Source organism: Limnohabitans sp., from assembly GCF_040401495.1.
Classification (GTDB): domain Bacteria; phylum Pseudomonadota; class Gammaproteobacteria; order Burkholderiales; family Burkholderiaceae_C; genus Limnohabitans.
The window spans coordinates 39,119-60,350 of sequence record NZ_JBBAOI010000013.1; the positions used below are offsets into that span (position 1 = coordinate 39,119).

General features: G+C 55.9%; 19 protein-coding genes. 12 read left to right on the plus strand and 7 right to left on the minus strand.

The features are described from left to right. Positions 1-4: 4 nt before the first annotated feature. Both lpdA (AC9UEO_RS09225) and AC9UEO_RS09230 read left to right on the plus strand, forming a co-directional pair. The gene (lpdA, locus tag AC9UEO_RS09225) at positions 5-1,837 is read left to right on the plus strand and encodes a dihydrolipoyl dehydrogenase (RefSeq protein WP_509532386.1); all 1,833 of its coding nucleotides are present in this window, start codon (positions 5-7) and stop codon (positions 1,835-1,837) included. 23 nt (positions 1,838-1,860) lie between these two features. Beyond that, positions 1,861-2,481, plus strand: coding sequence for a glutathione S-transferase (locus AC9UEO_RS09230; protein ID WP_509532387.1), 621 nt, complete (start codon positions 1,861-1,863; stop codon positions 2,479-2,481). A 20-nt stretch (positions 2,482-2,501) separates the two neighbouring features. Here AC9UEO_RS09230 and AC9UEO_RS09235 read toward each other — a convergent pair whose 3' ends face one another. Continuing rightward, positions 2,502-3,395: a LysR family transcriptional regulator gene (locus AC9UEO_RS09235; RefSeq protein ID WP_509532389.1), complete on the minus strand. Its 894-nt coding sequence runs from the start codon at positions 3,393-3,395 to the stop codon at positions 2,502-2,504. 94 nt (positions 3,396-3,489) lie between these two features. Between AC9UEO_RS09235 and AC9UEO_RS09240 the strand changes: the two genes are divergently transcribed. Further along, complete coding sequence (locus AC9UEO_RS09240) at positions 3,490-4,647, plus strand: Acg family FMN-binding oxidoreductase (protein WP_509532391.1); 1,158 nt, start codon at positions 3,490-3,492, stop codon at positions 4,645-4,647. An 87-nt stretch (positions 4,648-4,734) separates the two neighbouring features. Here AC9UEO_RS09240 and AC9UEO_RS09245 read toward each other — a convergent pair whose 3' ends face one another. Next, positions 4,735-5,400, minus strand: a complete 666-nt coding sequence (locus AC9UEO_RS09245) for a cytochrome b/b6 domain-containing protein (RefSeq protein WP_509532393.1) — start codon at positions 5,398-5,400, stop codon at positions 4,735-4,737. An 18-nt stretch (positions 5,401-5,418) separates the two neighbouring features. Between AC9UEO_RS09245 and AC9UEO_RS09250 the strand changes: the two genes are divergently transcribed. After that, entirely contained in the window at positions 5,419-5,874 is a 456-nt protein-coding gene (locus AC9UEO_RS09250; protein WP_509532395.1) for a c-type cytochrome, read from the plus strand. Positions 5,875-5,883: 9 nt separating this feature from the next. Here AC9UEO_RS09250 and AC9UEO_RS09255 read toward each other — a convergent pair whose 3' ends face one another. The 4 genes from AC9UEO_RS09255 to AC9UEO_RS09270 all read right to left on the minus strand — a co-directional run bounded on the left by AC9UEO_RS09255 (position 5,884) and on the right by AC9UEO_RS09270 (position 9,844). Continuing rightward, a complete protein-coding gene (locus AC9UEO_RS09255; RefSeq protein ID WP_509532397.1) occupies positions 5,884-6,312 on the minus strand; it encodes a BLUF domain-containing protein in 429 nt (142 codons plus the stop codon). Between the two features lies 1 nt (position 6,313). Then, positions 6,314-7,663, minus strand: a complete 1,350-nt coding sequence (gene aptA, locus AC9UEO_RS09260; RefSeq protein ID WP_509532398.1) for an omega-aminotransferase AptA — start codon at positions 7,661-7,663, stop codon at positions 6,314-6,316. Between the two features lie 2 nt (positions 7,664-7,665). After that, positions 7,666-9,195: a helicase HerA-like C-terminal domain-containing protein gene (locus AC9UEO_RS09265; protein ID WP_509532400.1), complete on the minus strand. Its 1,530-nt coding sequence runs from the start codon at positions 9,193-9,195 to the stop codon at positions 7,666-7,668. A 70-nt stretch (positions 9,196-9,265) separates the two neighbouring features. After that, a complete protein-coding gene (locus AC9UEO_RS09270; RefSeq protein ID WP_509532402.1) occupies positions 9,266-9,844 on the minus strand; it encodes a C40 family peptidase in 579 nt (192 codons plus the stop codon). 95 nt (positions 9,845-9,939) lie between these two features. Between AC9UEO_RS09270 and AC9UEO_RS09275 the strand changes: the two genes are divergently transcribed. The 8 genes from AC9UEO_RS09275 (at position 9,940) to AC9UEO_RS09310 (ending at position 20,571) form a co-directional block, all read left to right on the plus strand. Continuing rightward, the gene (locus tag AC9UEO_RS09275) at positions 9,940-10,065 is read left to right on the plus strand and encodes a BrnA antitoxin family protein (protein WP_509532404.1); all 126 of its coding nucleotides are present in this window, start codon (positions 9,940-9,942) and stop codon (positions 10,063-10,065) included. Between the two features lie 44 nt (positions 10,066-10,109). After that, complete coding sequence (gene acuI / locus AC9UEO_RS09280; protein WP_509532406.1) at positions 10,110-11,084, plus strand: acrylyl-CoA reductase (NADPH); 975 nt, start codon at positions 10,110-10,112, stop codon at positions 11,082-11,084. A 3-nt stretch (positions 11,085-11,087) separates the two neighbouring features. Then, complete coding sequence (locus AC9UEO_RS09285) at positions 11,088-11,696, plus strand: isochorismatase family protein (RefSeq protein ID WP_509532408.1); 609 nt, start codon at positions 11,088-11,090, stop codon at positions 11,694-11,696. A gap of 25 nt (positions 11,697-11,721) precedes the next feature. Continuing rightward, positions 11,722-13,614 (plus strand): propionate--CoA ligase, encoded by a 1,893-nt coding sequence (locus AC9UEO_RS09290; RefSeq protein ID WP_509532410.1) that lies wholly within the window; start codon positions 11,722-11,724, stop codon positions 13,612-13,614. A gap of 176 nt (positions 13,615-13,790) precedes the next feature. Further along, positions 13,791-16,670, plus strand: a complete 2,880-nt coding sequence (locus AC9UEO_RS09295; RefSeq protein ID WP_509532412.1) for a 2-oxoglutarate dehydrogenase E1 component — start codon at positions 13,791-13,793, stop codon at positions 16,668-16,670. Between the two features lie 12 nt (positions 16,671-16,682). After that, complete coding sequence (gene odhB, locus AC9UEO_RS09300; protein WP_509532413.1) at positions 16,683-17,909, plus strand: 2-oxoglutarate dehydrogenase complex dihydrolipoyllysine-residue succinyltransferase; 1,227 nt, start codon at positions 16,683-16,685, stop codon at positions 17,907-17,909. Positions 17,910-17,920: 11 nt separating this feature from the next. Next, positions 17,921-19,348 carry a dihydrolipoyl dehydrogenase gene (lpdA, locus tag AC9UEO_RS09305; RefSeq protein WP_509532415.1) on the plus strand — a complete coding sequence of 476 codons (1,428 nt, stop codon included), beginning with the start codon at positions 17,921-17,923 and terminating at the stop codon, positions 19,346-19,348. 116 nt (positions 19,349-19,464) lie between these two features. After that, the gene (locus AC9UEO_RS09310) at positions 19,465-20,571 is read left to right on the plus strand and encodes a cyclase family protein (protein ID WP_509532417.1); all 1,107 of its coding nucleotides are present in this window, start codon (positions 19,465-19,467) and stop codon (positions 20,569-20,571) included. A 53-nt stretch (positions 20,572-20,624) separates the two neighbouring features. Here the strand turns inward: AC9UEO_RS09310 and AC9UEO_RS09315 are convergent, their stop codons facing one another. Then, positions 20,625-21,125 (minus strand): hypothetical protein, encoded by a 501-nt coding sequence (locus AC9UEO_RS09315; RefSeq protein ID WP_509532419.1) that lies wholly within the window; start codon positions 21,123-21,125, stop codon positions 20,625-20,627. Between the last annotated feature and the right edge of the window lie 107 nt (positions 21,126-21,232).

Sequence of the window (21,232 nt, forward strand, 5' to 3'; positions counted from 1 at the left end):
AGTCATGGCAAATACTGATATTCAAGTACCCGACATCGGCGACTTTGACGAAGTGGCGGTGATTGAGCTGCTGGTGAAAGTGGGCGACACGGTGGCGGTAGACCAAAGCCTGATCACTGTGGAAAGTGACAAAGCGTCCATGGAAATTCCCTCTTCACATGCTGGTGTCGTGAGTGCATTGAAAGTGAAACTGGGTGACAAGGTGAAGCAGGGCTCAGTGGTGTTGGTCCTTGAGACTGCCTCTGCCTCTGGCGCCGAACTGACCGACAGTGTCATTGCGAGTCAAGCGCAACAAGCCCCTGTCTTGGCTAGCGAAGTAAAGCTACCCCAGACTGTTTCTCCCCCAAGAGGACACGCAGTGACCACCCAACCCCGCGACTACGACCTGCTGGTCTTAGGTGGCGGGCCTGGCGGCTACAGCGCGGCCTTTCGTGCCGCAGACTTGGGCCTCAAAGTAGCCATCGTCGAGCGTTACGCCGAGTTGGGTGGCGTATGTTTGAACGTGGGTTGCATTCCCTCTAAGGCCTTGCTGCATGTGGCAGCCGTCATGGACGAGGTGAGCCACCTGTCTGCTGTGGGCATAGACTTTGGTAAACCCAAGGTGAACATTGACACCTTGCGTGGCCACAAAGAAAAAGTCATCAGCAAGCTGACCGGCGGTTTGGCGGCCATGGCCAAAATGCGCAAGGTCACTGTGCTGCGTGGCTACGGTGTGTTTGTCGATGCGAACCATGTGTCGGTGGAAGAAACCAGCGGCAAAGCGCAAGACAAAACCGGCAAAACCCAAGTGGTCAGTTTTAAAAACTGCATCATCGCAGCGGGTAGTCAAGCGGTGCATTTGCCCTTCATGCCCGACGACCCCCGCGTGGTCGACAGCACTGGCGCATTGCAATTGGCCAAGACAGCTAAACGCATGTTGATCGTAGGCGGCGGCATCATCGGTCTAGAGATGGGCACCGTCTACAGCACGCTGGGTGCGAGGCTGGATGTGGTGGAGATGATGGATGGCTTGATGCAAGGTGCGGACCGCGACTTGGTGAAGGTGTGGCAAAAAATGAATGCGCCGCGCTTTGACAACATCATGCTGAAAACCAAAACCGTGTCCGCCAGAGCCATGGCCAAGGGTATCGAGGTGACGTTTGAAGGAGAAGGCGCACCCGCGCCGCAGTTGTATGACTTGGTGTTGCAAGCCGTGGGTCGTACCCCAAACGGCAAAAAAATATCAGCCGATAAAGCCGGTGTGGATATCACTGACCGCGGCTTCATCCAAGTGGACAAGCAAATGCGCACCAATGTGCCACACATCTTTGCCATTGGCGATGTGGTGGGACAGCCCATGTTGGCGCACAAAGCGGTTCATGAGGGCCATGTGGCTGCAGAGGTGATTGCCGGTGAGTTGCTGGACAAACACGAGTTGGCGTCGTCTGCGTTTGATGCGCGAGTGATACCAAGCGTGGCCTATACCGACCCCGAAGTGGCTTGGGTGGGACTCACCGAAGATCAGGCCAAAGCGCAAGGTATCAAAGTAAAGAAAGGTTTGTTCCCTTGGGCTGCCTCAGGCAGAGCCATTGCCAATGGCCGAGATGAGGGCTTTACCAAGCTCTTGTTTGACGACTCCGAGGAAACCCATGGCCACGGCAAGATCTTGGGCGGCGGCATCGTAGGCACCCATGCGGGCGACATGATTGGTGAGATTGCACTCGCTATAGAGATGGGCGCAGATGCGGTGGATATTGGAAAGACGATTCATCCGCATCCGACGCTTGGCGAAAGCATTGGCATGGCGGCCGAGGTGGCGCATGGGTCTTGCACGGATTTGCCGCCGGCACGTAAATAAGCATCTGGCGCCTTTAACGGCTGATGTCAAAACCCCTTCTCTACACCTACCGCCGCTGCCCCTACGCCATGCGCGCTCGCATGGCTTTGCTGCAAGCGGGTGTGGAATACCAAGCGCATGAATTGACCTCGTTGCGCGACAAGCCCCCCGCCATGTTGGCGGTGTCGCCCAAAGGCACGGTGCCGGTGCTGGTCTTGGCCAATGGCGAGGTGCTGGAGCAAAGCTGGGACATCATGTGCTGGGCCTATGGGCAGAACGGCGACAAAGACACTTGGTGGGCAAGGGCGCAATCCTCTGAAAATAAATCATTGGTCGCGCTTTGCGATGGCGAGTTCAAGTACCACTTAGACCGCTACAAATACCCGCAGCGCTTTGGCGACGCTTTGGGCACCGAGCACCACGCCAGCAAAGCCATGGCTGTGCTGTTAAAGCCCTTGGAAGCGCAATTGAAAGACCAGCCCCAGCTGGGCGGCGCCACCCCTTGCGCAGCAGACATCGGCATTTTTCCGTTTGTGCGCCAGTTTGCGGCGGTGGATCCGGCATGGTTTGAGGCCTTGCCTTTGCCTGCCGTGAAGGCTTGGTTGGCGGGGTGGTTGGCGCACCCCTTGTTTGAGGTGGCGATGAGAAAACTGCCCGCCGTTTAAATGCAAAGCCGCTCTCAATGCTAAACCTTCAAACTTTGCCCCACCTGCTCAGCAAAAAAATCGTAAACAGCACGAATGCGAGCGCTGGTTTGCAGCTCTCGGTGTACGGTGAGCCACATGGGGAATTGGGGCAGTTCCAACTCGGGTAGCAGAGCTTGAACTGAAGGCTCGCTGCGCAGCAAGTAGTCGGCCATAAAGCCCACTCCCAAACCCGCTTTGACCGCCACCCATTGGGCGATCAGGTCGTCGCTGCGCAAGGCAAATTGCAAATCTTTAACCGCAAAACCTTGCGCCTCAAAACCCAGTTCAACATCACTGTTGTGGTCGCCTGCGATCAGATCGTGGTTAAGCAAATCGGCGACTTGCACGGGGGTGACTGTGCGTTGCAGATAGTCGCGGTGTGCGCAGGCCCGAATGGCGATGTGGCCGATTTGCTTGGCGATGAGGCTGCTTTGCTCGGGGCGCACCATGCGCAGGGCAATATCGGCTTCACGGCGCAGCAAGTTGCTGACATCGTTGCTGACCACCAGCGCCACCGTCACCTCGGGCAAGGACCGTCGCATGTTTGCCAAGATGGGCGGCAACAAAAAACACGCCACCGGTTGGCTGGCGGTGATGCGAACCAAGCCCTGCAAACTGGCGGTGCTGCCACTGGCCAAGCGCGAAAAACTGGCTGCGCCGCTTTGCATGGTTTGGGCGGCTTCGGCCAAAGCCAAAGCGTTGGGTGTGGCTTGCAAACCGCGGCCTGTGCGCTCAAAAAGCAGCACATTCAATTGTTGTTCCAATTCGGCAATATGCCGCCCCAAGGTAGGTTGGCTCACTCCGGTCGCCCGCGCCGCGCCCATCAAACTGCCGTGTTCCAAGGCCGCCAAAAACGAGGGGATCAAAGACCAGTTGAAGTTTTTGTCATTCATAAATGAATAGTTGTGTTTTGGTTTTATGCAATTGTGCAATTTTCAGTGCTTCAACACAATGCATACATCCACAACAGTTTCAAGGGAGAAAAGCATGAATAAACGTCAATTTTTACGTATCGCAGGGGGTGGTGTGATAGCCGCCGCCACTGTCAGCAGCCTGTCTGGTTGCAGCAGCGCCTTGCCGCCCGAGGCGATAGTTGCTTGGCAGCCACCCGCGGATGATTTGGATATTCGTCGCTGGGCGCTTTCTCACGCTTTGTTAGCCCCCCACGCCCACAATTTGCAGTCTTGGTTGGTGAATCTGGACACCCCAGACACCATCGTGCTGCGCATGGACTTGCAGCGCTTGTTGCCCGAAACTGACCCATGGTCGCGACAGCTCGTCATCAGCCAAGGGACTTTTTTAGAGCTGTTGGACATGGCTGCCAAACAAAGGGGCTACCGCGCCGACATCAACCTGTTCCCTGAGGGTGAGTTCGATGCCAAAGCGCCCGATGGCCGACCCACCGTCAGCATTCGCCTGGTCAAGGACGATGCCGTTAAAGCAGATCCTTTATTTGCGCAGATCTTTCATCGACATACCCACCGTGGGCTTTATGAAAACCGCATCCCCAATGCCCAAGCACGCCAGGCCTTGGCCGATAGCGTCAAGGGCTTGCCTGTCAAATTTGGTTTGGTCACTGCAGACGAAGCCAGCATGCAGCAACACCGGCAAATTGCCATGGACGCATGGCGCATTGAAATGCAAACCCCACGCACTTTGCTGGAGTCGTACAAGGTGTTGCGGGTCGGTCCGCAAGAAATAGCACATTACCGCGATGGTATTTCCCTCAACACGCCGATGATTCGCGGTTTGGTGGTACTCGGCTTGTTTGACCGCAGCAAGCCTTCAGAGCCAGACAGCTCGGCCGTCAAAGGACAAATCAGCGATTTCAACGAAAAAATGACGGCCACGCCCGCCTGTGTGTGGCTCAGCACCACGGACAACACCCGCACAACACAAATGCTGTGTGGCCGTGCTTATGTGCGCTTGCAACTCGCAGCTACTGCCCTAGGCTTGCGTATGCACCCTTTGTCGCAGGCCTTGCAAGAGTACCCTGAGCAGGCGCAAAACTACAAAGCCATTCACCAACTTTTAGGTGGCAAGGACAGCGCAGACACTGTGCAAATGTGGACACGTTTGGGCTATGCGCCAGAGGTCGGACCTTCACCGCGCAGGGGCATGCAAGCGCATTTGGATAAAGCCTGATGTCTTGCCTCGTAAGGTGTGTGTCGCAGGTCGGCCGTAGCCGACGTTGTGACAGCATGGAGGGGAGGACGAGCCTGCGGCAAGTACCTACACAAGCTGCAGCAAGGCAGCGATACCCAGTGCGATGACGCAGATGATCAGCAAAGCCCCCAAACGCCTAGGCCATGTATCCACAGAGGCCACTGCATCCACCGGCCACTGCCTTACGCCGTGCCACATGGCTTGAATCAAGGCTTGGCGTTTCACCAATGTGTAAAAAAGCACCGCCACCACATGCAAAGCGATGAGGCCAATCAACACCCATCTGCCCACATCGGCGTGGTAGGTGGTGAGAAAAGACACCCAGCTTGAAGGTATCAAGGGTGTGAGCGGTCCGTTAAACCCTACATCGTCATCGCTGCCCAAACCACTGGCGACTTGCAAGAGCAAAAATAAAAGCAGGGCATAGACCGACCAAGCACCCAAGGGGCTGTGGCCTGGGTTGACCATGTCAGCGTCAGTGGAAGACAGGTAGGCACGGGTTTGCCGCCATGAAGGCACAAAGGACGCAAAGCGCGACCAATGGCCGCCCACCACGCCCCACACCAAGCGAAACAGGCACAGAGCCAAAACCGCATAGCCAAATCGGCTGTGCAAAACCATGTCTTGGGCAATCCACACGGCGTAAAACGACCCGCAGATAGCCAACAGCAAACTCCAATGGAAAACCCGTGTGGGTAAGTCCCATACCTTCACGCTAAACTTCTCAGACATTATTTAAAGGGGCCTTTCATGAAATTTCTATCTCTTGCTTCGATGTTACTCATCGGCAGTTTCACCTTCTCGTCTGCACAAGCCCAGTTCGCCAAACCCGAGGATGCCATCAAATACCGTCAAAGTTCCTTGGCGGTGATGGGTGCGCATTTCGGTCGCTTGGCTGGCATGGCACAGGGCAAAATTCCTTATGATGCCAAAGCTGCTGCCGACAACGCTGCCGTGGTGGAGTTCATGTCCAAATTACCATGGACCGCTTTTGGCGAAGGCACCGACCAAGGCGGCAATACCAAGGCCAAGCCTGAAGTTTGGTCGGACAACGCCAAATTCAAAGACGCTGCTGACAAAATGCAAGCCGAGGTGGTCAAACTGAGTGCCGCTGCCAAAACCGGCAAGTTAGACGACTTGAAAGCTGCTGTGAGTGCAACCGGAGGCACTTGCAAAAACTGTCACGACAATTTCCGCAACAAGTAAACCCAGGCCTCAAGCGGGGTCTTGTATGGCTGAAGCTGATGTCAGTAAGTCGGTGATCAACCCAATGATGGCGGTGCTGTTGGCGGAGTAAGGATCAAACTCTGGGTGTTTCATGACCACCATGGGGTCGTCCATGCTTAGGTTCACCAGCGCCATAGACCACGAACCGAATTCCCGACTGTTGATGTCAGTGAAAGACACGATGTCGGGTTGGTCATGGCGATTGTCAGCAACGATGCGCCTGTAAAGGCTGTTGATCACGCTGCGCTCGCCTTCGAGCACTTGCACATACAAGCCCTTGCCTTGGCAAAGCACACCAGTAAGGTTGTGCGACTTGTTAAAAGCCCGTGCTGTTTCCAAAATTTGGGTGGTGACCGTGGTGGTTTGTGGCCCCACCGCACGGCTGATGTATACCAAGCGGGTTAATAGCTGTGTCATATCAGTTGGTTTCCTGCAAAGCTTCGCCAAGGGCTTGAACCAGACTGTCGATTTGGTTTTTTTCCATGATGAAAGGTGGGGCGAGCTGAATCGTGTCCCCGCCATAGCGCACATAAAAGCCTTTGTCCCAGCATTTCATAGCGACTTCATAGGGACGTTTGGCGGGCTCGCCCGGCAGCGCATTAAGCGTAAAACCAGCGGCCAGACCATAGTTTCGAATATCGGTGACGTGGCGCACGCCTTTCAAGCTGTGCACTGCCGCTTCAAAGTAAGGCGCGATGTTGTTGACGCGACCCAGCATGTCTTCTTTAACCAGCACGTCCAATGCAGCCAAGCCCACAGCGCAGGCCACGGGGTGGGCTGAATAGGTGTAGCCATGCGCGAACTCGAGCATGTACTCGGGGCCGCCATGCGCCATGAAGGTGTTGTAAATATCCGCGCTTGCCAGCACCGCACCCAAGGGCTGGGTGCCATTGGTGATTTGCTTTGCCACGTTCATGATGTCGGGCGTGACACCAAAGGATTCGGCGCCGGTGTAACTGCCACAGCGACCAAAGCCGGTGATGACCTCGTCAAAAATCAGCAAAATATTGTGCGCGGTGCAGATGTCGCGGATGCGCTGCAAATAGCCCACCGGCGGAATGACCACGCCTGACGACCCCGAAAAAGGTTCGATGATGACAGCCGCAATATTGGAGGCGTCGTGCAAAGCAATCAGGCGCAAAAGTTCTTCTGCCAAATGCACGCCATGCGTAGGCATGCCTTTGGAGAAAGCGTTTTCGGGCAACTGGGTGTGCGGCAGATGATCAGCCTCGACACCTTGGCCAAAAGTTTTGCGGTTGCCGGGCATGCCACCTACCGAAATACCGCCAAAGTTCACGCCGTGGTAGCCCTTTTCGCGGCCAATAAATCGGGTTTTGCTGCCCATGCCTTTAGCCCTCCAATAAGCGCGGGCCATTTTCAAAGAGGTGTCTGCTGCTTCTGAACCTGAGCCTGTGAAGAATACATAGTCGAGGCCATCTGGGGTGAGCGCTTTCAAGCGGTTGGCCAATTCGAAGGACTTGGTGTGGCCGTGTTGAAAAGCGGGGGAGTAGTCCAGTGTTGCCATTTGGTGGGCTGCCGCTTCCACCAACTCGGGGCGCGAATGGCCTAGTCCGCAACACCACAGGCCCGACAAACCGTCCAAGATTTGGCGCCCGTCTACATCGGTGTAATAAACGCCCTTGGCGCTGGCGATGAGGCGAGGCTTGGCTTTGAAGTTGCGGTTGCCTGTGAAGGGCATCCAGTGCGCTTCCAAGAAAGCTTGGTCATAGGGTGTTGAGCTTGTCATGGGTACATCATTGAGCTTCATGCTTATCTCCTGCGACCGCCGCCGCCCAGCAAACTTCCTAAAACGCCGCGCACAATTTCGCGGCCAATGGCCGAACCAACGGTGCGTACCGCACTTTTTACCACCAGTTGCGCCACGCCGTCGCGTTTGCCGCCCCTGGGGCCGGAACTGCCAAACAGCATGTCAGAAACGCCTGTCATCAAGCCACCGCCCTCGTCGGTGCTCGTGCTTTTGAGCTGGGTCTGCGCTTTTTGCACAGCGCTCTCGTCCATGGCGGGAGCTCGACCCTTGATTAACTCATAAGCGGATTCGCGGTCCACGGTTTTTTCATATACACCCGCCACCAACGAGCTTTGCAGCAAGGCTTGGCGTTGCTCGGCGGTGATGGGGCCAAGCTGGCTACCGGGGGGCAACACAAACACGCGCTCGGTTTCACTCGGGCGGCCCTTGGCGTCGAGCAGGCTGATGAGCGCCTCGCCCACGGCCAAATCGGTGATGGCCGCTTCAATGTTCAAGCCTTTTTTGGGGCGCATAGTTTGGGCGGTGGCGGCCACGGCTTTTTGGTCACGCGGCGTGAAAGCCCGCAGCACGTGCTGCACACGGTTACCCAATTGCGCCAGCACGCTGTCGGGGATGTCCAGCGGGTTTTGAGTGACGAAATACACGCCCACGCCTTTGGAGCGCACCAAGCGCACCACCAACTCGATGCGCTCGATCAAGGCCTTGGGGGCTTCGTTGAACAGCAAATGCGCTTCGTCGAAAAAGAACACCAGCTTCGGTTTATCAGGGTCGCCGATTTCGGGCAGTTGCTCGAACAATTCGGACAGCATCCACAGCAAAAACGTGGCGTACAGGCGCGGCGAGTTCATCAGCTTGTCGGCCGCCAAGATGTTGACCATGCCGTGGCCGTTGCCGTCGGTTTGCATGAAGTCGTGGATGTCGAGCATGGGCTCGCCAAAGAACTTGTCGCCGCCTTGTTGCTCGACTTGCATCAAGCCGCGTTGTATGGCGCCGATGCTGGCGGCGCTGACATTGCCGTACTCGGTGGTGAACTCTTTGGCGTTGTCACCCACATACTGCAGCATGGCGCGCAGGTCTTTGAGGTCTAGCAGCAACATGCCACGGTCGTCGGCGATTTTGAACACCAAGTTGAGCACGCCCTCTTGGGTGTCGTTGAGGTTGAGCATGCGCCCCAAAAGCAGCGGTCCCATGTCGCTGACGGTGGCGCGCACCGGGTGGCCCTGCTCGCCAAACACATCCCACAAGGTGGTGGGGCAGGGCGCAAAAGCGGGTATCTCCAAGCCGCGCTCTTTCAATATGGCGGCCATTTTGTCGCTCAGCTTACCCGTTTGGCTAAGGCCCGTCAGGTCACCCTTGACGTCGGCCATGAACACCGGCACGCCAATGCGCGAGAGGCTTTGCGCCATGGTTTGCAAGGTGACGGTTTTGCCCGAACCGGTGGCGCCTGTGATCAGGCCGTGGCGGTTGGTCAGTTGGGGCAGCAAAAAACACTCTGCCGAGGCGTTGCGGGCAATCAATAGGGGTTCAGACATGGCGTTTCTCTGAAAAAGAACAGACTAAGCGACAGCGGTTTGCGCGAAAACCTACTAGCTTAGGCCTAGCTTATCGCAAAGAGGCGTCAGAAACCGTGTTGTTTAACTCAGGATTGACCCGACGTGCGCCATTGAAGCGTTTGACCCAATAACTCTCGCGCATGTCTTCGATACGAACTTCACCGCCTGGGCGTGGCGAGTGGATGAACTTGCCCTCACCGACATAAATGCCGACATGGCTGAAGGCACGGCGCAGAGTGTTGAAAAATACCAAATCACCAGGCTGCAGTTCAGTTTTGTCAATTTTATCGGTGGCTGCAGCCTGCGCCTTGGCGTTGTGCGGCAAAACCAAACCCAAGCTGTTCTCGTACATGGCTTGCACAAAGCCGCTGCAATCAAAACCTTGGATGCCAGTTCCGCCGCGGCGATAAGGCACGCCCAAATAGCCCATGGCATTGACCACCAATTCAGAGGCTTGAGAGCCGAAGTTTTGGCCGACGGTGCCTACCTTTTGACCAACATCCGCCACGGCCTTGACCACGCCACGCTCAATCAGCAGCAGGTCAAGCTCGTCATGCGCGGCGTTGTTGGGCGCAGCGTGTGCGCCCAAAGCCAGCATCAGCAAGGGTATCAAAAGGTGTTTCGGCATGGGGCGAGATCATAACCGTGTAAGCAAAGGGGTTTTCTTACGCCAGTAGCGCTTCAAGATTTGGCCCTGACTCTTACATCATCAAGAAATTGTAAGTGAAACGACCCACACTCAATATGCGGGTCGACGCAGATGTATTGGATGCGTTCAACGCCACGGGTCCTGGATGGCAAACCCGCATCAATGCCGTTTTGCTGCAAGCTGTCCGCAAAGGGCTTTGAAGGACAATGGGCCAATTCACGACTTAAACCCTTTAAGGAAAACCATGTTTCGCGCACTGCTACTAGAAAAAGAACCCAATTTCCAAGCCTCTGTCCAGTCTGTGGACGAAAGCCGCTTGCCCGAGGCCGATGTGCATGTGCGCGTGGCCTATTCCACCTTGAATTACAAAGACGGCTTGGCCATCACGAACAAAAGCCCAGTGGTGCGCAACTGGCCTATGGTGGCTGGCATCGATGGTGCTGGCACTGTCATCGCCTCTAGCCACCCGAAGTGGAAGGCCGGCGACAGTTTTGTTCACAATGGTTGGGGCGTGGGCGAAACCCATTGGGGCTGCCTGGCCGAACAAGCCCGTCTCAAGGGCGATTGGCTGGTCAAACTCCCCACAGCTTTCACGCCTCGCCAAGCCATGGCGATTGGCACGGCGGGTTACACCGCCATGTTGTGCGTCATGGCATTGGAGCAGCAGGGTGTCAAGCCCGGCAGTGGCGAGGTCTTGGTGACCGGTGCCACTGGCGGCGTGGGCAGTGTGGCGATTGCCTTGCTCGCTCAATTGGGTTACCAAGTCGTGGCGGCTACCGGCAAAACCAGCGAGGAGGCCTATTTGAAAAGCTTGGGTGCGAGCAGCCTGCTCGACCGCGCCGAACTCTCTGCTGCTGGTAAGCCCTTCCAAAAAGAACGCTGGGCTGGCGTGGTCGACGCTGTGGGCTCGCACACCTTGGCCAATGCGCTGGCGCAAACCCGCTACGGCGGTGCAGTAGCAGCATGTGGCTTGGCGCAGGGCATGGACTTGCCCACCACCGTCATGCCCTTCATCTTGCGCGGCGTTCGTTTGATCGGCGTGGATTCCGTCATGGCGCCGCTGGCGCTGCGCCAGCAAGCTTGGGAGCGTTTGGCAAGAGATTTGGACATCGCCAAGCTCGAGAGCATGGTTGAAGAGGTCGATTTGGACCACGCCGCTGACAAAGCCCATGCGCTGATGGCGGGTCAGGTGCGCGGTCGTGTGGTGGTGAGGATTTAAGCCATGTTGATGGACGCAGATGACAGCCAACTGGTGTTGATCGATTACCAAGAGCGCCTCATGCCTGCCCTGTTCGAGGGGCAAGCTTGTTTAGACAACGCCATGCGGCTGGCGCAAGCTGCCCACCTGTTGGGCGTACCTTTGTGGGGAACCGAGCAAAACCCCTCGAAATTGGGCAGTTTGCCCCCCGCAATGAAAGCAATGTGTACGCAAACGCTGGCTAAATTGCAGTTCAGTGCTTGCGAAGAAGGTTTGCTGGAACTGCTGCGCCCGTCGCCTGTGGCCAAACCCGCCCAAGGCAACGCCCGTAGCTTGCCCAAGCATTTGCAAAAGCCCACCGCTCCTGCGCCTGAACGCGCCAGTGTGGTGCTGGCTGGGGTGGAAGCCCATGTGTGTTTGTTGCAAACTGCTTTGGACTTGCTTGAAGACGAGTTTGAAGTTTGGGTGGTCACTGACGCCTGCAGTTCTCGCACCGAGCGCAACCGCGACGCGGCTTTCGACCGCTTGGCAGGTGCCGGTGTGGAGTTGGTGACTACCGAGATGGTGTTGTTCGAGTGGCTTCGTACCGCAGAACACCCGCACTTTAAAGAGATGCAAGCCTTGATCAAATAAGAAGAACCCATACAAGGGAGACTAGATGAATACCTACCAAGCGTTTTACCGCCGGTCTTTGGACGACCGAGAGGGTTTTTGGGGTGAGCAAGCCCAATTGATCGATTGGCATGTGCCGCCAACCCAGATTTGCGACTACAGCCGTCCTCCATTCGCTGACTGGTACCAAGGTGGTCAAACCAATTTGTGCCACAACGCGGTGGACCGCCATTTGGCCCAGCATGGTGACAAACCCGCGCTGATCTACGTGTCTACTGAAACCGATACAGAAGTCACTTACAGCTTTGCCCAGTTGCACACCGAGGTGCAGCGCATGGCCGCCATTTTGCAAAGTCTTGGTGTTGGCAAAGGCGACCGTGTGTTGATTTACATGCCGATGATCGCCGAGGCGGCGTTTGCCATGTTGGCCTGTGTGCGCATAGGTGCCATCCACTCGGTGGTGTTTGGCGGGTTTGCAGCGCATTCCTTGGCCACCCGCATTGAAGACGCCACGCCCAAGCTCGTCATCAGCGCTGACGCGGGTTCGCGCGGTGGCAAGGTGGTACCTTACAAACCCTTGCTGGACGAGGCCATTCAACTCAGCCAGCACAAACCTGCGTCGGTCTTGATGGTTGACCGAGGCTTGAGTCCCTTCACCCATGTAGACGGCCGTGACCACGGTTACGCCGCTTTGCGCCAAACCCACCTGAACGCTCAAGTGCCCTGTGTCTGGGTGGACAGCAACCACATCAGCTATACCCTGTACACCTCAGGCACCACCGGCAAGCCCAAGGGCGTGCAGCGCGATACAGGCGGTTATGCCGTGGCTTTGGCGGCCAGCATGCAGCATATTTTCGAAGGCCAAGCAGGGCAGGTGTATTTCTCGACCAGCGACATCGGTTGGGTGGTGGGCCACAGTTACATCATTTACGGCCCGCTCTTGGCCGGTATGGCCACCCTCATGTACGAGGGCTTGCCCACACGCCCCGATGGCGGTATTTGGTGGCAGTTGGTCGAAAAATACAAAGTCACCCACATGTTCAGCGCCCCAACAGCGGTGCGGGTTTTAAAGAAGCAAGACCCCGCGTTGTTAAGCAAATACGACATCTCCAGCCTCAAAGCCCTGTATTTGGCTGGTGAACCGCTGGATGAACCCACCGCGCAATGGATTGCCGACGGCTTGAAAAAACCCATCATCGACAACTACTGGCAAACCGAAACCGGCTGGCCCATCCTCACTGTGGCCAACGGTGTGCAAAAAATGCCAAGCAAATACGGTAGCCCTGGCATCCCCATGTATGGTTTTGATGTCAAGCTGGTCGATGAAAACACCGGTGAACCCTTGCACGGTGCCAACCAAAAAGGCGTGGTGGTCATCGAGGGGCCCTTGCCGCCGGGTTGTTTGCAAACCCTGTGGGGCGACGATCAGCGTTTTGTCAAAACCTATTGGCAAAGCATTCCGGGCAAGCTGATGTACTCCACCTTCGACTGGGGTGTGCGCGACGAAGACGGCTACTACTTCATCTTGGGGCGCACCGACGATGTCATCAATGTGGCGGGACACCGCTTGGGCACCCGTGAGATTGAAGAAAGCATCTCCAGCCACCCGAATGTGGCCGAGGTCGCGGTAGTGGGTGTGGCAGATCAGCTCAAAGGGCAGGTGGCCATGGCTTTTGTAGTGGCCAAAGACACCTCTGCCTTGAGCGACGCAGCAGGGCGCTTGAAGTTGGAAGGCGAGATCATGAAATTGGTGGACAGCCAGCTGGGCGCTGTTGCAAGACCCTCAAGGGTACTGTTCCTGAGTTTGTTGCCCAAGACCCGCAGCGGTAAGTTGCTGCGCCGAGCCATTCAAGCGGTGTGCGAGAAGCGCGACCCCGGTGACCTGACCACGATTGACGATCCGACACCTTTGCAACAAATCAAAGAGCAGCTGGCTTGATGGATTAAACCGACATATTTCGCACTTGTCGTGAAACTGTCAGTTATCGATGGCACAATGACCGTACATACCTAAGGGGCAGCCTCTTGGGTCGCATCCACTAGCCGGTTCAGCCGTGTCGTGGAGGGTTCTTCAACCAAGCTAATGTTTCCTGCAGGGAAACGGAGGTCAGCGCCATGAGCGATTCATCGCAGACGGGTTCGTCCGTCTATCAAGCCTATGCGGGCAACACTTATCTCTTTGGGGGCAACGCTCCTTATGTCGAAGAGATGTACGAAAACTACCTCGCCAACCCTGGCAGCGTCCCCGACAGCTGGCGCCAGTATTTCGATGCGCTTCAACACGTTCCCGCGGTCGACGGCAGCAATGCCAAAGACGTCCCCCATTTGCCTGTGGTCAATGCCTTTGCCGAGCGTGCCAAACAAGGTGGTACCCGTGTGGTCATGGCCAGCGCCGACGCCGAGATGGGGCGCAAACGCACCGCCGCGCAGCAGTTAATCGCGGCTTATCGCAACGTGGGCCAACGCTGGGCCAACCTCGACCCCTTGCAGCGCACCGAGCGCCCCAATATTCCTGAACTTGAACCCTCGTTCTATGGTTTTGGCGACGCCGACCAAGAAACCGTGTTCGACACCAGCAACACCTTCTTCGGCAAAGACCGCATGAGCTTGCGTGAATTGGTCAATGCCCTGCGTGAAACCTACTGCGGCACTTTGGGTGCGGAGTACATGTACACCACCGACATGACGCAAAAGCGTTGGTGGCAGCAAAAGTTGGAGAGCATTCGCAGCAAACCGACTTTCAGCGCCGAGAAGAAAAAACACATCCTCGACCGCCTCACCGCTGCCGAAGGCCTAGAGCGCTATTTGCACACCAAATACGTGGGTCAAAAGCGCTTCTCGTTGGAGGGAGGTGAAAGCTTCATCGCCGCCATGGACGAGTTGATCCACATGGCAGGCATCAAGGGCGTTCAAGAGGTGGTGATTGGCATGGCCCACCGTGGCCGCTTGAATGTGCTGGTCAATACCATGGGCAAACTGCCCGCCGATATGTTCGCCGAGTTTGATCATACCGCCCCAGAGGAATTGCCCGCCGGTGACGTGAAATACCACCAAGGCTTTAGCTCCGACGTGTCCACCCCTGGCGGCCCGGTTCACTTGAGCTTGGCTTTCAATCCCTCGCACTTGGAAATTGTCAACCCTGTGGTGGAAGGCTCGGTACGTTCGCGCATGGACCGCCGCGATGATCCCAAGGGCAGCCAAGTGCTGCCGGTACTTGTGCATGGCGACGCCGCCTTCGGCGGCCAAGGCGTGAACCAAGAAACCTTGGCGCTGGCGCAAACCCGTGGTTATTCCACTGGTGGCACGGTGCACATCATCATCAACAACCAAATTGGTTTCACCACTTCCGACCCCCGCGATATGCGCTCCTCGGTGTTTTGCACCGATATTGTCAAAATGGTCGAAGCGCCCGTGCTGCACGTGAACGGCGACGACCCTGAGGCGGTGGTGTTGGCCACGCAGTTAGCGTTGGAATACCGCATGGAATTTCGCCAAGACGTGGTGGTGGACATCACCTGTTTCCGAAAGCTGGGCCACAACGAGCCAGACACGCCTAGCCTGACACAGCCCTTGATGTATAAAAAAATCGCAGCCCACCCCGGCACGCGCAAGCTGTACGCAGAGCGTTTGGCGTCCCAAGGCATGGGCGAGGGCTTGGGCGACGAAATGGTCAAGGCCTACCGCGCTGCTCTGGACGCAGGCAAAAACACCTCGGACCCTGTGCTCAGTAATTTCAAAACCAAGTTCACAGTGGACTGGTCGCATTTCTTGGGCAAGAAATGGACGGATGCGGCTGACACCGCCATTCCCATGACCGAATGGAAACGCTTGGCCGAGCGCATCAGCACCATTCCATCTTCTGTGACACCACATTCCTTGGTGAAAAAGGTGTACGACGACCGCGCCGCTATGGGGCGCGGTGACTTGCCGGTGGACTGGGGCATGGGCGAGCACATGGCTTTTGCCTCCTTGGTGGCCAGCGGATTTCCAGTGCGTTTGTCAGGCGAGGACTGCGGACGCGGCACCTTCACCCACCGCCACGCGGTCATTCACGACCAAAACCGCGAGAAGTGGGACACGGGTACGTACATCCCTTTGCAAAATGCCGCTGACAACCAGTCGCCTTTCAACGTCATCGACTCCATCTTGTCGGAGGAAGCGGTGCTGGGTTTTGAGTATGGCTATGCCTCCAACGACCCCAACACCTTGGTGATTTGGGAAGCGCAGTTTGGCGACTTTGCCAATGGCGCACAGGTGGTGATCGACCAGTTCATCGCCTCGGGCGAAGTGAAGTGGGGCCGTGTCAATGGCATCACGCTCATGCTGCCCCATGGCTACGAAGGCCAAGGCCCCGAGCACAGCTCGGCGCGGGTAGAGCGTTTCATGCAGTTGGCGGCGGACACCAATATGCAAATCGTGCAGCCCACCACGGCCAGCCAAATCTTCCACGTGTTGCGTCGCCAAATGGTGCGTAACCTGAGAAAACCGCTGATCATCTTCACGCCCAAGTCGCTGCTGCGTCACAAGGACGCCACATCGCCTGTGTCTGAGTTCACCAAAGGTGGTTTTCAAACCATCATTCCTGAAGTCAAAGAGATCAAGGCCGACAAGGTCAAGCGCATCGTGGTGTGCTCTGGCAAGGTCTATTACGACTTAGCCAAGAAGCGCGAAGACAACGGCCACGACGACACCGTCTTGCTGCGCTTGGAACAGCTCTATCCCTTCCCGCACAAAGTCTTTGCTGCAGAGTTGAAAAAATACCCCAACGCCACCGAAGTGGTGTGGTGTCAGGACGAGCCGCAAAACCAAGGCGCTTGGTTTTTTGTGCAGCACTACCTGTTCGAGAACATGGCTACTGGCCAAAAGCTGGGCTACAGCGGTCGCGCTGCCTCGGCTTCACCCGCAGTGGGCTATTCGCATCTGCACCAAGACCAGCAAAAAGCGTTGGTTGACGGTGCGTTCGGACGCCTCAAGGGTTTTATATTGACTAAGTAGGAAAAACACATCATGGCCATCATCGAAGTCAAAGTACCGCAACTCTCAGAATCCGTGGCTGAAGCCACCTTGTTGCAATGGAAGAAAAAAGTCGGCCAAGCTGTTGCCGTCGACGAAATATTGATCGACGTCGAAACCGACAAAGTCGTGCTCGAAGTTCCCGCACCCTCGGCGGGTGTATTGGTGGAAATCATCGCAGCCGACGGCGCTACCGTCATGGCCGAGCAACTCATTGCTCGCATCGACACCACCGCCACAGCCACGGCTGCTACTGTGGCTGCCAAACCCGCCGCTGTTGCGCCAACTGCTGCGCCTGTCGCCGCTTCAGTGCCCACCAATGCCAGTCATGCAGGCGTTGCCATGCCTGCGGCTGCCAAGCTGATGGCCGACAACAACCTCGCTTCGGGTTCTGTGGCTGGAACTGGCAAAGATGGGCGCGTCACCAAAGGTGATGTGTTGTCAGCTGTTGCTGTTATTCCCACCGGTTTGCCCACCAAAGCCTTGCCGCAAGTTGCTGGACCTGCCGTTGACTTGGGCGAACGCCCCGAGCAACGAGTACCCATGACCCGCTTGCGGGCTCGTGTGGCCGAGCGTTTGCTGCAATCGCAAGCGACCAACGCCATTCTCACCACTTTCAACGAAATCAATATGGCGCCCGTCATGGAGATGCGTAAACGCATGCAAGAGCGTTTCGAGAAAGAGCATGGCGTGAAGTTGGGCTTCATGAGTTTCTTCGTGAAGGCTGCAGTTCACGCTTTGAAGAAATTCCCTGTACTAAATGCCTCGGTTGATGGCAACGACATCGTCTACCACGGTTATTTCGATATTGGTATTGCCGTGGGTTCACCACGCGGTTTGGTGGTGCCGATTTTGCGCAACGCCGACCAAATGAGCTTTGCCGACATCGAGAAAAAGATTGCCGAGTACGGCGTCAAAGCCCGTGACGGCAAACTGGGCATCGAAGAGATGACCGGTGGCACCTTCTCCATCAGCAACGGCGGTACCTTCGGCTCCATGATGTCAACGCCCATCATCAACCCGCCCCAGTCGGCTATTTTGGGCGTGCACGCCACCAAAGACCGCGCCATGGTGGAGAACGGCCAAGTGGTGGTGCGTCCCATGAACTACTTCGCTATGTCCTACGACCACCGCATCATTGACGGCCGCGAAGCTGTCTTAGGTCTGGTGGCGATGAAGGAGGCGTTGGAAGACCCTGCTCGATTGTTGTTTGACATCTGATTGGAATCACCATGAGCAAACAATTCGACGTCATCGTCATTGGTGCGGGCCCTGGCGGCTATATCGCCGCCATCCGCGCAGCCCAGTTGGGCTTTCAAGTCGCTTGCATTGACGAGTGGCAAAACGCCGCTGGTGGCCCAGCCCCTGGCGGCACTTGTACCAACGTGGGCTGTATCCCTTCCAAAGCCTTGCTGCAGTCGTCTGAGCATTTTGACCACGCCAACCATCACTTTGCCGAGCATGGCATCAGCGCCACCGGCGTGACAATGGACGTGACGCAAATGCTCAAGCGCAAAGACACGGTGGTCAAGCAAAACAACGACGGCATCTTGTTCTTGTTCAAAAAAAACAAGGTCACCTTCTTCCATGGCCGTGGTGCGTTTGCCAGCAAGTCCGATGCGGGTTATGAAATCAAAGTGTCTGGCAAGGCCCAAGAGTCCCTCACGGCCAAACACATCATCATCGCCACAGGATCGAGCGCCCGTGCCTTGCCCGGCACACCGTTTGACGAGGTCAATGTCTTGTCCAACGACGGCGCATTGCGTTTGGGCGCAGTGCCCAAGAAACTGGCACTCATCGGCTCAGGCGTGATTGGCTTGGAGATGGGCTCGGTGTGGCGTCGCCTCGGGTCAGAGGTCACCATCTTGGAAGGTCTACCCACCTTCCTCGGCGCAGTGGATGAACAGATTGCCAAAGAAGCCAAGAAGGCGTTCGACAAACAAGGCTTGAAGATAGAGCTTGGCGTGAAAGTGGGCGAGATCGTCAATGCCAAAAAAGGCGTGACGGTCAATTACAACAATGCCAAAGGTGAAGCCGTGAAGTTGGACGCCGACAAGCTCATCGTCAGCATTGGCCGTGTACCCAATACCACCGGCTTGCAACCAGATGCGGTGGGCTTGGCGCTTGACGAACGCGGCGCAATCGTTGTCGATGGCTACTGCAAAACCAATCTGCCAGGTGTCTGGGCAGTGGGCGATGTGGTGCGAGGCCCCATGCTGGCACACAAAGCCGAAGAAGAGGGCGTTGCTGTGGCTGAGCGCATTGCCGGTCAACACGGTCATGTGAACTTCAATACCATCCCTTGGGTGATTTACACCAGCCCCGAGATCGCTTGGGTGGGCCGCACTGAGCAGCAACTCAAAGCCGATGGTGTGGCTTACAAAGCGGGCACTTTCCCATTTTTGGCCAATGGTCGCGCTCGGGCTTTGGGCGACACCACGGGCATGGTGAAGTTCTTGGCAGACGCCAAAACGGACGAGATTTTGGGTGTGCACATGGTGGGGCCGCAGGTGTCAGAGTTGATTTCCGAGGCCGTGGTGGCCATGGAGTTCAAGGCCAGCGCCGAAGACATCGCCCGCATTTGCCATGCCCACCCCAGCTTGAGCGAGGCCACCAAAGAGGCGGCTTTGGCGGTGGACAAGCGCACCCTGAACTTCTAAGTCTTTAATGGAATACCCCTAAATAAAACATAGATTTATTACTGTTCATTTTGTGAATTATTCCTTATTCTCTTAATTGAACCCATGGGGTGTTCAATTACTTAAAGGAGAACGGTATGAAGTTAAAGTTTTTGCTTTCAGTATCTGCTTCGATGATCATGGGACTTGCCTTTGCGCAAGAAGGAACCCAGCACCACGCATTGAAAGGGCCTATCGATGATGCGGCTCTGACATGGGCGCCCTCCAAATGGGGTGCAGATGACCGCATTGGAAGTGCCAACCACACCAAAAATTCGGCCAATATTGCCCGTGCTTTAAGCACCATCAAACAAAACAAATCGGTCACTATTGGTAAACACTACCACTCAGAAGCGCCTGGTTTTGGTCCTCGCAAATGGAATATGTATATCCCAGGAACACCTACCGGTGGCCCGTTCGGAAAAAATGCCTTGGTCTACCATGATGAATTAGTGGTAACCCAAATTGGTCAAATTCAAACCCAGTTTGATGGCCCTGGTCACATCTACGTGAACACTTCCAAGGGTCCTATGGGCTACAACGGCATCATCAGCTGGGACGCTTATGAGCGTGGCGCTGGCGATCAGGTGGTTGGCATGGGTCCTCATGGCGTCGAGCACATTGCAGAGTTTGGTTTTGTTTGCCGACTCGTGGTCTTGGATGCGGTGGCCTACCGTAAATCTCAGGGCAAGCTGTCCGCTGCTGCTGAAATGCTGCCTGTTCCCAAGCAACCTGGCGACATCGGCATTATTACGGGCGATGATGTGCAAGCCATCGTCAAAGCGCAAGGCCTCCAAGAAATTGGCCCTGGCGACTGCGTCGCTTTGCACACTGGCCAAGGCAATACATGGGGTGCTTCTAGATACAAAAATATGAACTCTGAGCAACGCGCTGCAGCACGTGCGATTTTTGCTGAAGGTGAGCCTGGCTTTGGCATGAGTGCTTGTAGGTATTTGGCCAGTCGCGATATTGCACTGACCATGGGCGACACCTCTGCCAACGATGCGCAACCTGGCAATGAAGAAATGGGCTATGCCGTTCCCTGCCACAGCGATATGCAAACTCGACGCGGCATCTGGAATTTGGAAAACGTGGACACCGAGAGCCTGCTCAACGTTGGTGTTAAAGAAGGTGCCTTCATTTGGGCCCCTTTGAAGATCATTGGTGCAACAGGCTCGCCTGGCAACCCCATCGTTTTGTATTGAAATTGATTTAACTCAAGTCAGGCAAGCACCTTCCGAAAGGAAGGTGCTTTTTTTTATCTTTTCTCTATGATGAAAAGATATTCAGGCGCACATTCAGGCGCACAGACCACAGCCCAGCCTTTGTCATCGCTGGAGAAACCAAACCAAATATGGGTTTCATCTTTGATATCGTTGACCGTGTCCATGCGGATCAAGCGCTTAGGTAACTGCTTGTCAGGGAAATTCTTAACCTTGGTGAAGATATTGTCATAGGCGTCTTGGATATCTTGCCCTTGAACTTCATAAGCTGCAATACGCCTGAAAAATCGCATACCCGGTTCTGCCTTGCGGGTCAGGGGCGAGAAGGCCGAAATGAAGGGCCGGTCAAAGTAGCTGTTAGGGTAGCGCCAAATCCAGTCACTATTGCTGGAAATAAATTGGTTGCAATCGATTTCTGACATGAATTCGATGATTTTGGGAAAGGTGAAGTTAAACACCGATCGGCAATCCACTTTGCTTTCTTTTTCATCAGGCTGAGCTCCTGAGTGTGCGTAAACAAATGGCTGGATGCTCATGAGCCCAGCCATAAAAAGGGCAGATAACAGCTTTGGATGGCGGCGAACAAATGGCAAGTACTTCACTATAGTCCCCATGAATTAGGGGCAATGTTATCTTTCAGTGC